Raw genomic sequence first — 13959 nt, 5'->3', positions numbered from 1 at the left:
AATAGCCTCCTAATATTTTTTTACAATTTTAGTTATTTGTTCTGCTATATTATTAAGGGGTAAAACTAAATCCACTTTTCCAGTTTCAAAAGCTGCTTTTGGCATGCCATAAATAGTACAAGTTGATTCATCTTCTGATATTGTAACCCCACCATAATCTTTTATGTTACTTGTACCTTGCGCTCCATCTCTTCCCATACCAGTCAAAACTGCTGATACCAAGTTTCCTCTATAAGCTTTTATAGCTGAGTCAAAGAGTTTATCTACTGCTGGTCTAACTCCCCATATTGCTGGTTCTTCATTTAAATGTATTTTACCATCTGTTCCAACAGTCATATGGTATCCACCTTTTGCAATATAAATAGTATTACTTATAATTTTCATTCCTTCATCAGCTTCTATAACTTTAACATTACAAAGCCTATCTAATCTTTCTGCAAAAGCTTTAGTGAATCCTTGTGGCATATGTTGTACAACGAATATAGGTACTCCTATATCTGCTGGAAATTTAGTTAATACTTGTTGAAGAGCCTTAGGACCACCTGTCGATGCACCTATAACAATTGCTTCAATCTTTTTATTCTTTATGTTTAGTAAATTAGTCTGCTCTATCTTTTTCACCTTATTTATTTTACTATCATTTGATAGATTATTTAGCTTAGTTGAAGAGGTTCTAGAATCAAAAGTAGCCATAGGTTTTGGTATATTAGAAACAATCTTTTTCTTTACTGCAATATTCCTAATTTTTTCTACAAGGCTATCCTGAATTTTTTTAATATCTAGTGAGATACTTCCTGAAGGCTTAGCAATGAAGTCAATAGCCCCATTTTCTAAACACTCCATAGTTTTTTCTGATCCTTGAGATGTTAAACTACTTAGCATAATTACTGAATAATCTCTAGGTTTTTTTTGTAGTTCTTTAAGTGTTGTTAATCCATCCATTTCAGGCATTTCTAAATCTAATGTTATAATATCAGGATTATATTGATCTATTTTTTGGATAAGTTCTTTTCCATTTCTAAATTTAGCTACAACATCAAAATCTTCTTGTTCTTGTATCATTTCCGATATTAATTTTCTCATAAAAGCTGAGTCATCAACAACAATAACTTTTATTTTATTCAACTTACTCACCTCTTTACAATTCAACTATTCCTATACCAACAATTTTAAGTGTAACTTTACCGTCTAAAGCATCAACAATCATAGTTCTTCCTTTATTTCCTCCAACTTGTTCTGCTATTATAGGAATCCTTATATCACTTAATGATTTTTTTACTGCTTCTGCATTTCTTTTGCCAATATCACCAACCATGCTTTTATCTGAAAAATTAAACATAGAAGCCCCACCAGCAATTTTTGCTACTAAGTTTCTTTTTTTACAACCTTTTTCTTCCATCTTTTTTATTAGTAAAGGAATAGCCAGATCTGCAAACTTCATTGGGTTTGTTACATTTTTAAACTGAGTACTATCTGGAAGCATTATATGTGATAATCCTGCTAATTTCATAGTCTTATCATATAATGCTATTCCAATACATGAACCTAAACCTATAGTCATGATTTTACCTGGTGAAAATACCAAATTCAAATCTGCTATTCCAACTTTTACTTCTGTACTCTCCATTTTACCCCCTAAAATATACTTTGTTCTTCCTCTAAAGATAATATCTTATCTAAATCTAAAAGTATTACTATATTATTCTCTAATCTTATTAAACCCTTAATATAAGTTTTTGATATTGTAGCTGTAATAGGAGGAGATACTTCTATTAAAGAGTTGTCAATATCTTTAACTTCATAAACATTTTCTACAATAATTCCAAATTTTTTATCATCTCTTTTTACGACTATAATCTTTCTATTTTCATTATCTTTGTCATCACCAAAATTAAATTTTCTTGATAAACTTATTATTGGAAGTATACTTTCCTGATAATTAATTACTCCTTTTACAAAAGAAGGTGCCTCTGGAAGAACTGTTGGTTCTTCATAACCTAAAATTCTTTCTACATCCTTTATATCCGTAGCATAATGTTCATTATTTAAGCTAAATATTAATATTTTCATTTCATTACTTTCCATACACTTTTTACCTCCTATAGTAAAAACTTATCAACATTTATCATACCATCTTTACCCAAATAAGCTTTTACATCACGAGAGGCTAAATCCAATATTATTTGCTTTTCTCCAAAACAAAAAACTGTGTTCTGATAAGCTATGTCTGCAGTAATAATCCCATTTCTTGGCACTTCTATTCTAGTAAGCACTCCTGCTATACTACCTACAGTTTTTAACTTTACTTCATTTCCAGCACATAGAACACCACCCCTACATACAGAACCACTTTGAGTAAATTCAATATTTTTTAATGCTGTTATCTTAGATACATATTGACCTTTACCAGTTATAAAAACATTTCCTGATGCCTCAATCGTTGAATCTTGAGCATAACTTACATATATATCTGTTGGAATTGTTATTTCTTCTGATAATGTATCTATTTCAGTTAATACCATTTTTTTTAATTCATATAATTCAAAATAATTTTTTATATTAATAGGACCAAGTCCTATAATTTTCTCTCTAATAAAGGTAAGCATTGCACTTTCAGTTATTCCATCACTTAACTCAAAACTTATTATAAGCATAGATAATCGTGGAATGTTTTTGAATTTATTTTCTATTAATATTTTTATTATTTCACCATCACATTTATTATCACCTAAAAGTCTTTTATCTTTTATTTGTTTTACAGCAATAATTAATTCCTCTATTATAGTTTCGTATTGTTTTAAGATTTCTAAATGCTTTTTTTTATTAATATCTTCTGAACCTGAAGTTATTTTAGAATTTAATACATTTGCTTCTACAGTAATTTGTCCTCCTGCAGAAATTTTTGCTTCTTCAACATTTTTTTTGACAGTAACCGAATTTCCACATTTTACTTCTGTACCATACTTTATACTGCCAGTTATTTCAACATCACCTATAAAATTTATATTTCCACTTTTCATATCTACATCATTAATAGTATATACTTTATTAACACTATATACTCCTGATTTACATGATGGTCTACCTTCTATCAATGCTATAACTTTATTATCTTTTAATGTACAACCTTCTCCTGCCTTTAGTACTATTTTCTTAGCGTGTATTCTATTTACTTTTTTGCCAAAGATGTCAATCCCATCTTTACCATCTTTTCCTTGAACTTTTTCTGCTAAAACATCATCTACTTTTACATTAGAGATTGAATACATATTTCTATAATCTACTCTCTCATTTTCATCTGTTAATATCCTCTTTTTAGTTGTTTCAAAAAATACTTGTATGTTATCAGGTATATCTTTTACAATTTGATCTCCTTTTGCCACTAATACACGTTCTACAGAATTTCCGCTTTTACATATATCATTTAAGTTATCTTTCATTATCCCATATACAATTTTATTTTCTTTTAATATTGTTAATATTTCATCACAAGTATATTTAGGAGGATATTTACCCTCTACCTCTCTCACTTCTAATACAAGATTGTCGCAACATGGCTTATCTATTAATTCATAATAATATTCAGGTGTATAAATAATGGTTATATAAGCTTCCATTTTATCTTTCGATATAGATAAATCAACTTTTCTAGTTGCATTTTTCTTAATATCTTCAATTTCAATATTTTCATTTGAACGCACTACTGTAGTGCTTGTACATTCTTTTCCATCAATTAATAAATTAATACCATCACAAGGTTGTATTGTTACACAATTTGTATCTAAATAGTTTGGGTCGACAATTATAAGCTTTCCATTTTCTACTTTTATGCCTTTTTCGTTTTTCTTATCTATAACGCTATTTTCATTACCTTTTACTTGCTCTTCTGCTTCCGTTATAAGCATATCAGAGTCTTCTTTAGTAACAGTATCATATTGTGAAACTTCTATTTTAACATGTCTTTTAAAAAAAATATGTTTTTGTTCTACAATTTTATATCTCAATGATTCCAGAGGAATTTTTAATTCATCAGATGCATTTTTTAAGCATTCATCTAATGTAGTCCCCGAAAACAAAAGCCCCATAACTCTCAACTCCCATAAAAATAATTGTTTTTTTTAGTATAACACATGGTAAAACAATTTAATACACACTATTTTATATTACTTATTTTCCCATTTAATGTTTATTGATATAATCTTCAATTTTTTTATTATAATATTCCATTATATTCTTTATAATGGAATTATTTTTGTCAAATTTTATATTATCAACCTGATTTATCGGAAGTACTTTAGGTGATGTTCCACATATAAACATTCCATCTAACTCTTTTATATCAGAGTATTTATATTCCAACTCCTTAACTTCTATATTATTTTCAGTAGCTACCTCTATTATCTCTTTTCTTGTAACTCCTGGTAATACAGCTTTAACTGGTGAAGTTAATAATACATTATCCTTTATCATAAATATATTAGATTTACTTCCTTCTGTTATATAACCATTTCTGTCAACCAATATAGCTTCATAAGCATTCTCTTCTTTAATTTTATTATTTACTTTATCTCTAAAAGTTTGATTAACTATTTTAGCATTTGGGTTTTCTCTTTCTCCAAAATATAGAATAGTTTTAACACCATTTTCATACATGGATTCAATTGGGTAATTATGTTTTATAAAAAATATCTTTAATTTTTTATTATCTACATTGTAAGTTATCTTTATATTTCCTTCTAACTTATTATTTTTTTGTATCAATTCTTCTATACTTTTAGTTAATTCTTTATCATTTAAAGGATAATTTAAATTTATTAATTTAAAAGAGTTTTTCATTCGTACTAAATGATTTTCTAAAAAAAGTGCTTTACCATGTATTACTCTTAAAACTTCATATATAACTTTATTCTTTATTTCATTTTCGTCTATAGTTGTTATTTCCTTAATCTTATAATCTTCAATAAAAAAATTATTAATAGCGTCCATAATATTCTCCCCTTTATATAATAATATACCTATTTCCATTTTAAGATTTCAAAGTCATGTTTCTTTTTATAGTTAATCAAATATGGTTTACCTACTAAATCTAAAAGTGGTTTGTCTGACAAGGAGTCTGAAAACATATATGATTCTTTAAAATCCACTTCTATATTTTCTTGTTTAAGAAACTCTTTTAAACGTCTTACTTTTTCTTCACCTTTACAATTACAGCCATCCATTTGTCTTATAAACTTACCTTTGTCAAACTTAAACTTAGTTCCAATTATTCTATCAACTTCTTTTATTTTATAAAATTTATTTATATAGAATTCTGGTGAAGCTGATATTAAATATATATCATACCCTTCAGACTTCAGTTTTTTCATCATATCAATAGCATCATTATATAAAATTCTGGTTAATCTTTCACTATAAAAATCTTCTACAAGTTCTTCTAAAGCCTTTTCTTCTATACCATCTATAAATTTTAAAAAGTTTTCTTTTACCATTTTTTCATCATATACTTTTACTGAATACATAATTCCACAATATAATGCTCTTGGTAAAAATTTTATATTTTTAATATCTTTTTTTACACAATACTTAAAAAACTCCATAAGAGTTTCCTTTTTAGTAATAGTATAATCTATATCAAATATTGCTATTTTTCTCATTTTTAAACTCTTTCCTTTTACTTATAATTTAAACATTAACTAATTTATTTCTTTGTATATAGTAAATTCGTTTAAAAAACCTCATGTTTAAAACAAGAGGTTTATAAAATCTTTTTAATTATTATATCCAAAATAAATCTTTTAACTCAAAACAGCTATATAAATCTATTTAATTTTACTTAAAAATATAGACAATCTATCAATTCCTTTTTCTATTATATCAATAGATGTTGCATATGACAGTCTTATATAATTATCTAAGCCAAATCCTGAACCAGGTATTACTGCAACTTTTTCTTCTTCTAATAAAACTCTAGCAAAATCAAGAGAGTCATTTATTTCCTCTCCTTTAAAAGTAGTATTTAAATACTTTTCTATATTAACCATTACATAGAAAGCTCCATTAGGTTTTATTATAGATACTTCATTTACCTTACTCAATTTATCAAGCATAAAATTTCTTCTGCTTTCAAATTCACTTATCATTTTTTCTAAATTTTCTTTTGGTCCAGTTAATGCTTCAATTGTAGCATATTGAGTTATTGTATTAACATTTGATGTCATATGACTTTGTATACTAGTCATAAGTTTTGTTATTTTTTCACTTGCAGCTACATATCCTAATCTCCAACCAGTCATTGCATAAGTTTTTGATACACCATTTATAACTATAGTCCTATTGTATGCATCTTCATTTAAACTTGCTATACTTATATGTTTTTCATTATCATATATCAATTTTTCATATATTTCATCTGAAATTATAAGTATATCATGTTTTTTGGCAAAGTCCGCTATTATTCTAAGTTCTTCTTCATGATAAATTGTTCCTGTTGGATTGTTTGGACTATTTAATATTATAGCTTTTGTTTTATCTGTAACAGCAGATTCTAGCTCTTCTAATGTATATTTATAATTATTTTCTTTAGAAGTTTGAACAAATACAGGAATTCCATCAGCTAACTTTACAAGTTCCGGATAACTAACCCAATATGGTATTGGTATTAATACCTCATCACCAGGATTTAATATTGCCATAAATACATTTGCCAAGCATTGTTTTGCTCCTGTTGATATAGTTACTTGATTTGGCTTATAGGATAAATTATTATCATTTTTAAATTTATCACATATAGTTTCCTTTAATTCTAAAATTCCTCCTGCTGGAGTATATTTAGTTTTTCCTTCTTCCATTGCCTTTATCGCTGCATTAATAATGTTTTGCGGAGTATTAAAGTCTGGTTCTCCCGCTCCAAAACTAACTACATCTACCCCTGACTTTTTAAGTTCTTTTGCTTTAGCTGTAATTTCCAACGTAATTGATGGATTAATATTTTCAGCTTTTCTAGATAACTCCATTCCTTTCTCCTCCATTGTTTATAAATATTAATAAATTTCATATTATGTTTAGTTAATCTATTAAATGAATACTTCTTTATAGAATAAAATATAACATTTATAGTTTAAGTTGTAAATAAAGTACATTCCAAAAAATAACGAGTCCATATGCCAAACCTACTTTCCACCAAGCTGCATCAACAAATTTCCCTAATAGACTTGCTATGAGGTCAATCTGGGTTCCTTCCTTAATGAAAAATAATCATAGCATTTTGGACTTGTTATTTTCTTTCATATGCCTAAATAGGTTTTAGCAATATGCTAAAACCTATCTTATAAATAATAATATTTATTATTCTTGTCCTGCTAAATCTTCTTGATAGTAAGTTGATACTCTATCAAATTCTTCTTCTTCAGGAACTACAAGTTCTTCTCCCTCAGTTCTAAATAAATAAACTGAATCTTCTTCTGAATTTTGAGCTAATATATATTCTTTTCCTTCAAATTCAAATGCATCAATTATAGGACATGAAATTATATTTCCATTATCGTCTTCTAAATCTACAACAAAAGCTTCTTCATCTCCGCATCCACATCCGCATTCATGGTCATGATCGTGTCCTCCACAACCGCATCCATGTTCGTGATCGTGTCCATGATCTCCACAGCCACATCCATTATTTTCTTCGCATCCACATCCACATTTTTCTAAATCTTTATCCATAATTAAATTTATTCCTCCTTTTAAAATACATAGACAACTGTATTTGCTTATGTATAACACCTGTCTAAATTATATTGCTTAATCTCCATAATAATTCTACCCTTAAATAGAAAAAATTAAAACCCTTAAAATAAAAATTTTTCATTAATATGAAAATTCATCAAATAAATCTCTTTATATTATTTTTATACTTATCTCTATTTTTTATGCACATAAAAGAGTTCCATCCTAATTTAAATATACTTTCTTGTGCAAAACAAAATAGATACATTGTACTTCAATGGACAATGGACAATGGACAATGGACAATGGACAATGGACAATGGACAATGGACAATGGACAATGGACAATGGACAATGGACAATCAGATTATAAATCTATAGCATTAGATTTTATCAATATTTTTACTCAAACAAATTTTATATTTTCATGTATTAAAAAAAGAGATGATCAAAAATGATCATCCCTTTAAATCTAAATTATTAAGAATACTATTCTTGACTAGCTAATTTTTTGTATCCTTCTAATCTGTCCATAGCATCTTTATAAGTCTTTTCAAATAAAGCATCTGCAGCTTCTGGGAATGCTTTAGCAAGTGAAGCATATCTTACTTCTCCCATTAAGAATTCTTTAAAGTCAGCAGTTGGTTCCTTAGAATCTAATACAAATGGATTCTTAGTTCCCTTTAATTCTGGATTAAATCTGTACATTGACCAGTATCCACAATCAGTAGCTCTCTTAGCTTCTAATTGGCTGTTACCCATACCAATTCTTATACCATGGTTGATACATGGAGCATAACCTATGATTAATGATGGTCCCTTATAAGCTTCTGCTTCTGCAATAGCTTTAAGTGCTTGATTCTTATCAGCTCCCATATTAATTTGTGCTACATATACATAACCGTAAGTCATAGCCATCATACCAAGATCTTTCTTCTTAGTTCTCTTACCACTTGCAGCAAATTTAGCTATTGCAGCAGTTGGTGTAGATTTAGATGATTGACCTCCAGTATTTGAGTAAACTTCTGTATCAAATACAAATATATTTACATCTTCTCCACTAGCTAATACATGGTCAACTCCACCGTATCCGATGTCGTAAGCCCATCCATCTCCTCCAAAGATCCATTGTGATCTCTTAACTAAGTATTCTTTATCTTTTAAGATTACTTTAGCTAATTCATGATTAGATTTTTCTAAAGCAGCAACTACTTTATCAGCTCTTTCTCTAGTTCCGTTTCCTTCTTGAGCATTATCTAACCATTCTTGAAGAGCAACTTTAGCTTCTTCTTCGATTCCTTCAGCTATTGCTTTTTCAGCATTTTCAGCAATTCTTTGTCTTATTGCTTTAACTCCTAGATGCATACCTAATCCGAATTCAGCATTGTCTTCGAATAATGAGTTAGCCCAAGCTGGACCATGTCCATTATGGTTAGTTGTGTATGGAGTTGAAGGTGCAGATCCACCCCAGATTGATGAACATCCAGTTGCGTTTGCAATCATCATTCTATCTCCAAATAATTGAGTTATAAGCTTAGCATATGGAGTTTCTCCACAACCTGCACAAGCTCCTGAGAATTCAAGTAATGGTTGCTCAAATTGGCTACCCTTAACTGTATTCTTGTTCATTGGATTAGCTTTTGGTGCTACTACATCCATTGCATAATCCCAAGCTTCTATCTTGTCATGTTGACTTTCTTGTGGTTTCATAACTAATGCTTTTCCTGGTGCTGGACATATTTGAGCACAGTTTCCACATCCTGAACAGTCTAAAGGTGCAACTGCCATGTTGTAGAATAATGGTGCTTCTGTCTTTAATCCCTTAGCAGCTACTGCTGTTAATGAATCTGGTGCAGCATTCTTTTCAGCTTCAGTTAAAAGAACTGGTCTGATTGAAGCATGTGGACAAACATATGAACATTGGTTACATTGGATACATTTTTCTGAATCCCATTCAGGAACATTTACAGCGATTCCTCTCTTTTCGAAAGCTGCTGTACCTGCTTCAAATGTACCATCTTCCATTCCTACAAATGTTGAAACTGGAAGAGCATCTCCTTCTTGTCTGTTCATTGGAATAACTATATTCTTAACGAAATCTGATTTTTTCTTAGTATCAGCTGTTTCTTCATCTACAGCTGTTTTCCAAGCTTCTGGTATTTTGATTTCAACGATTGCTTCAACACCCTTATCGATAGCTGCGTTGTTCATGTTAACAACTTTTTCACCCTTCTTACCGTAAGAAGTTACAACAGCATCTTTTAAGTATTTAATTGCATCTTCAACAGGGATAATTCTAGCTAACTTAAAGAAAGCTGATTGCATTATCATGTTGATTCTTCCACCAAGACCAATTTCTTGAGCGATAGCTACAGCATTTAAAGTATAGAACTTAATGTTGTTGTTAGCTATAAATCTCTTATATGATGCAGGTAATTTTTCTTCTAAATCTTCTGGAGTCCAGATAGTATTTAATAAGAAAGTAGAACCTGGCTTTAATCCATCAAGTACATTGTATTTGTGGATGTATGATTGGTTAGAACAAGAAACAAAATCAGCTTTGTTGATTAAGTATGGTGATTTTATTGCTTTCTTACCAAATCTTAAGTGAGATACTGTGATTCCACCTGATTTCTTTGAATCATAGAAGAAGTATCCTTGAGCATACATGTCTGTATGGTCTCCAATGATTTTGATAGCACTCTTGTTAGCTCCAACAGTACCGTCTGATCCTAATCCCCAGAACTTACAAGCTGTAGTTCCTTCTGGAGTAGCATCTATATCTTCATGAACTTCTAATGAAGTGTTAGTAACGTCATCAACTATACCTATAGTAAATCCGTTCTTTGGTTCTTCTTTTGCTAAGTTTTCATAAACTGCCGCAATGTGTCCTGGATTTGGATCTTTTGATCCTAAACCGAATCTTCCACCGATAACTAATGGTGCATCAGCTTGTCCAAAGAAAGCATTTCTAACATCTAAGTATAGTGGTTCTCCAGCAGAACCTGGTTCTTTAGTTCTATCTAAAACAGCGATTTTCTTAGCTGTTTTTGGAATAGCTGCTAATAATTTTTCATTTGAGAATGGTCTAAATAATCTTACCTTAACAACACCAACTTTTTGTCCGTTAGCATTTAAGTAATCTATAGTTTCTTCACATACATCAGTTGCTGAACCCATTGCTACTATTACTCTGTCTGCATCTGGTGCACCATAGTAATCGAAACAGTGATATTCTCTGCCAGTTAATTTAGTGATTTCAGCCATGTATCCTTCAACTACATCTGGAAGTGAATCGTAGAATTTATTTACAGATTCTCTTTCTTGGAAATAGATATCTGCATTTTGAGCAGTACCTCTAGTTACAGGACGATCTGGATTTAATGCTCTAGCTCTGAAAGCTTCAACTGAATTCCAGTCTACTAATTTAGCTAGCTCGTCATATTCAAGAACTTCAATTTTTTGTATTTCATGAGAAGTTCTGAAACCATCAAAGAAATTACAGAATGGAATTCTTGATTTAATAGCTGTTAAATGTGCAACTGCTGCTAAATCCATAACTTCTTGAACTGATCCTTCAGCAAGCATTGCAAAACCAGTTTGTCTTGCTGCCATAACATCTTGGTGATCTCCAAAGATATTTAATGATGAAGTAGCTAAAGCTCTTGCTGATACATGGAATACTCCAGGTAACATTTCACCAGCAATTTTGTACATGTTTGGTATCATTAATAATAAACCTTGAGAAGCTGTATAAGTAGTTGTTAAAGCTCCTGATTGTAATGATCCATGAACTGCACCAGCTGCACCAGCCTCTGATTGCATTTCCATAACTCTTACTGGTTGTCCAAATATATTCTTTCTTCCTTGTGCAACCCATTCATCAACATGTTCTGCCATTGGTGATGATGGAGTGATTGGGTATATTGCAGTAACTTCAGTAAATGCATAAGATATATGAGCTGCTGCAGTATTACCATCCATAGTTTTCATTTTTCTCATCGCATGACCCTTCTTTCTATTATTTAAAAGTTAAATTTTAAAATTAAATTTAAATATATTATATTAAATTTAAATATATTATAAAAGTAAGTCTTAATTGACTACCTCATAAACAATATTATTTAGCAAGTTTTTCCCCTAAAAATTCAGCTTGTTTTAATTGTTCCTTTGTTGGTGATTCTTTTACAATTAATTCTCCAATCAAATTAAGCCCATATGATTTCATTGTATGCGCCCACAATTTCATAAACGTATCCTCAATCCATCCATGAGTTCCAAATAAAACACAATTTTTATTTTTAATAGGTAAATCTTTTAGTTTTTCAAGAAATGGTTGCATTTCTTGCTGTTCTATATTATTTTCATCCATAGCAGGACTTCCAAACGCCACAGAGTCTGCTTCTAAGACGTCTTCAATTGTTGCATCTGTAACATGTTTTAGAGTTACTTCTGCTCCTAATTTTTCAGCGCTATCTGCCATCATATTAGCAAGAATCTCTATATTCCCACCACAACTCCAATAAATGATTGACACCTTTTTCATAAAAATAGCACCTCACCTTTCGTTAAATAATTAACTCTCTAATGAAAATTAAATAGACTTACATACTTTATTATATATCACATATTTTTTTTTGCAAGGTTTCATTGCTTAAACTTAGACAATTATATATATTATCCATTGAAATTCCTTAATATTATACAAAAAATTAATATATAATTATTTTTTTATGCTTTCTAATATAACATTTATTATACAATCTATGCTATTTCTAGCATCTCCTTTATTCATTGCTTTAATAAGTTCATTTTTTTTAGATTTAAGTTCAAGAATTTTTTTATATAAAACATCTTTTTGTAATTCTTCTTCTTCTAATACAAGTGAATACCCTTCATTCTTAAATGAGTTAGCATTTAAGATTTGATCTCCTCTACTTGCTTTTTTAGAAAGTGGTATTAATAGTGTTGGTTTTTTTAACTCTAAAAATTCAAAAATAGAATTTGCACCTGCTCTTGATATTATATAATCTGAAGCTTTCATTAAATGAGGTAATTCTTCTGTAACATACTCAAATTGTTTATAACCCTTTTTATTTAAAAGATTAGTATCCAAATTCTCTTTTCCACAAATATGAATTATATTAAATTCTTTTAATAACAAGTCTAAATTTTTTCTAATTTCTCTATTTATTACTTTAGAACCTAAACTACCACCCATTATTAATAAAATTTCTTTTTCATCTTTAAAATCACAAAGTTCTTTCCCTTTATTTTTATCTCCATTTAAAATTTCTTTTCTTATCGGGCTACCAGTTAATACCCCTTTATCTTCTTTTACAAATTTTAAACTTTCTCTAAAAGTAACACATAACTTAGTGCAAAAAGGTGCAGATAATTTATTGGCAAGTCCTGGTGTAATATCTGACTCATGAGCTACTACTGGTATATTTTTAAAATATGCTGCAATAACTACTGGAACTGCTACAAATCCTCCTTTAGAGAAAATAACATCTGGTTTTTCTTTCTTCAAAATACGTTTTGCATCTATTACTCCTTTTAAAACTTTAAATGGATCCGAAAAGTTCTTTATATCAAAATATCTTCTTAACTTACCTGAAGATATATCAAAATACGGAATACCACTTTTCCCAATTATTTCTTTTTCTATTCCATCTTTGCTACCAATATATTTTATTTCAAAACCTTTTTCCTTTAATGACGGTACCAATGCCAAATTTGGTGTTACATGACCTGCTGTTCCTCCACCTGTCATTATTATTTTATATTTATACAAAAATAACTCATCCTTTCATTATATTGTTTCTACAACTTAAAACACAGCATTATTTTTTAATATATACTTACTAACTGAATAGTTTTAATACGGATATTGACTTTATATAAAAATTTATTCTATATGTTGCAATAAGAATTATTCGATAAATTAAAGAACTATATAGTCTTTTGGTGCACATATAAATTTGCAACATATATGTTTAATAAATTTATAAAAAATATAAATTACTAATATAAATATATATATTTAAGTATAGTACTCAAATATATATATTTTCATACTTTATATAAATAATGTATTCTAAACTAACATAAATTTAGAATACATTATTTATTTCTCTTAGTCAAAACCTGTTAATGCACTCCTCTTTTTCCTCCATTTATATAATATAATTATTGTTTTTTTACACAAGCTATATATACAAAATAAAGGAGGTGAAA

Annotated in this window: 12 protein-coding genes; 1 reads left to right on the top strand and 11 read right to left on the bottom strand. The window is 29.1% G+C overall.

The genetic code is table 11. From position 1 onward, the window contains the following. Positions 1-9 precede the first annotated feature (9 nt). The 8 genes from ACYUET_RS09520 to ACYUET_RS09485 all read right to left on the bottom strand — a co-directional run bounded on the left by ACYUET_RS09520 (position 10) and on the right by ACYUET_RS09485 (position 7716). Positions 10-1125, bottom strand: a complete 1116-nt coding sequence (locus ACYUET_RS09520; RefSeq protein WP_460279096.1) for a protein-glutamate methylesterase/protein-glutamine glutaminase — start codon at positions 1123-1125, stop codon at positions 10-12. 13 nt (positions 1126-1138) lie between these two features. Next, a complete protein-coding gene (locus ACYUET_RS09515; protein ID WP_460279095.1) occupies positions 1139-1627 on the bottom strand; it encodes a chemotaxis protein CheD in 489 nt (162 codons plus the stop codon). A gap of 8 nt (positions 1628-1635) precedes the next feature. Beyond that, positions 1636-2085, bottom strand: coding sequence for a chemotaxis protein CheW (locus ACYUET_RS09510; protein WP_460279094.1), 450 nt, complete (start codon positions 2083-2085; stop codon positions 1636-1638). Positions 2086-2099: 14 nt separating this feature from the next. Beyond that, the gene (locus tag ACYUET_RS09505; protein ID WP_460279092.1) at positions 2100-4085 is read right to left on the bottom strand and encodes a DUF342 domain-containing protein; all 1986 of its coding nucleotides are present in this window, start codon (positions 4083-4085) and stop codon (positions 2100-2102) included. Between the two features lie 94 nt (positions 4086-4179). Next, positions 4180-4986, bottom strand: a complete 807-nt coding sequence (locus tag ACYUET_RS09500; protein WP_460279091.1) for an aminotransferase class IV — start codon at positions 4984-4986, stop codon at positions 4180-4182. Between the two features lie 29 nt (positions 4987-5015). Continuing rightward, positions 5016-5654 carry an HAD-IB family hydrolase gene (locus ACYUET_RS09495; protein WP_460279090.1) on the bottom strand — a complete coding sequence of 213 codons (639 nt, stop codon included), beginning with the start codon at positions 5652-5654 and terminating at the stop codon, positions 5016-5018. A gap of 165 nt (positions 5655-5819) precedes the next feature. Further along, on the bottom strand, positions 5820-7013 hold the full coding sequence (locus ACYUET_RS09490; RefSeq protein WP_460279088.1) for a pyridoxal phosphate-dependent aminotransferase: 1194 nt from the start codon (positions 7011-7013) through the stop codon (positions 5820-5822). Positions 7014-7344: 331 nt separating this feature from the next. Then, complete coding sequence (locus ACYUET_RS09485) at positions 7345-7716, bottom strand: DUF1292 domain-containing protein (protein ID WP_460279087.1); 372 nt, start codon at positions 7714-7716, stop codon at positions 7345-7347. A gap of 308 nt (positions 7717-8024) precedes the next feature. Between ACYUET_RS09485 and ACYUET_RS09480 the strand changes: the two genes are divergently transcribed. Continuing rightward, positions 8025-8177, top strand: a complete 153-nt coding sequence (locus tag ACYUET_RS09480; protein ID WP_460279086.1) for a hypothetical protein — start codon at positions 8025-8027, stop codon at positions 8175-8177. A 31-nt stretch (positions 8178-8208) separates the two neighbouring features. Here the strand turns inward: ACYUET_RS09480 and nifJ are convergent, their stop codons facing one another. The 3 genes from nifJ to ACYUET_RS09465 all read right to left on the bottom strand — a co-directional run bounded on the left by nifJ (position 8209) and on the right by ACYUET_RS09465 (position 13516). Next, entirely contained in the window at positions 8209-11721 is a 3513-nt protein-coding gene (gene nifJ, locus ACYUET_RS09475) for a pyruvate:ferredoxin (flavodoxin) oxidoreductase (RefSeq protein WP_460279084.1), read from the bottom strand. 118 nt (positions 11722-11839) lie between these two features. Next, positions 11840-12265 carry a flavodoxin domain-containing protein gene (locus ACYUET_RS09470; protein WP_460279083.1) on the bottom strand — a complete coding sequence of 142 codons (426 nt, stop codon included), beginning with the start codon at positions 12263-12265 and terminating at the stop codon, positions 11840-11842. 177 nt (positions 12266-12442) lie between these two features. After that, on the bottom strand, positions 12443-13516 hold the full coding sequence (locus tag ACYUET_RS09465; protein WP_460279082.1) for an undecaprenyldiphospho-muramoylpentapeptide beta-N-acetylglucosaminyltransferase: 1074 nt from the start codon (positions 13514-13516) through the stop codon (positions 12443-12445). Between the last annotated feature and the right edge of the window lie 443 nt (positions 13517-13959).

The sequence above is a fragment of the Clostridium sp. CTA-5 genome (assembly GCF_054768135.1).
Note: the sequence above shows the minus strand (reverse complement) of the source record. Positions and strands in the feature narration are given on the sequence as shown.

What these genes read in the sequence shown, in the direction of transcription:
- ACYUET_RS09510 (WP_460279094.1), bottom strand. Translation starts at nt 2,085, where the DNA reads ATGGAAAGTAATGAAATGAAAATATTAATATTTAGCTTAAATAATGAA.
- ACYUET_RS09505 (WP_460279092.1), bottom strand. Translation starts at nt 4,085, where the DNA reads ATGGGGCTTTTGTTTTCGGGGACTACATTAGATGAATGCTTAAAAAAT.
- ACYUET_RS09495 (WP_460279090.1), bottom strand. Translation starts at nt 5,654, where the DNA reads ATGAGAAAAATAGCAATATTTGATATAGATTATACTATTACTAAAAAG.
- ACYUET_RS09490 (WP_460279088.1), bottom strand. Translation starts at nt 7,013, where the DNA reads ATGGAGTTATCTAGAAAAGCTGAAAATATTAATCCATCAATTACGTTG.
- ACYUET_RS09470 (WP_460279083.1), bottom strand. Translation starts at nt 12,265, where the DNA reads ATGAAAAAGGTGTCAATCATTTATTGGAGTTGTGGTGGGAATATAGAG.
- ACYUET_RS09480 (WP_460279086.1), top strand. Translation starts at nt 8,025, where the DNA reads ATGGACAATGGACAATGGACAATGGACAATGGACAATGGACAATGGAC.
- ACYUET_RS09515 (WP_460279095.1), bottom strand. Translation starts at nt 1,627, where the DNA reads ATGGAGAGTACAGAAGTAAAAGTTGGAATAGCAGATTTGAATTTGGTA.
- ACYUET_RS09485 (WP_460279087.1), bottom strand. Translation starts at nt 7,716, where the DNA reads ATGGATAAAGATTTAGAAAAATGTGGATGTGGATGCGAAGAAAATAAT.
- nifJ (WP_460279084.1), bottom strand. Translation starts at nt 11,721, where the DNA reads ATGAGAAAAATGAAAACTATGGATGGTAATACTGCAGCAGCTCATATA.
- ACYUET_RS09500 (WP_460279091.1), bottom strand. Translation starts at nt 4,986, where the DNA reads ATGGACGCTATTAATAATTTTTTTATTGAAGATTATAAGATTAAGGAA.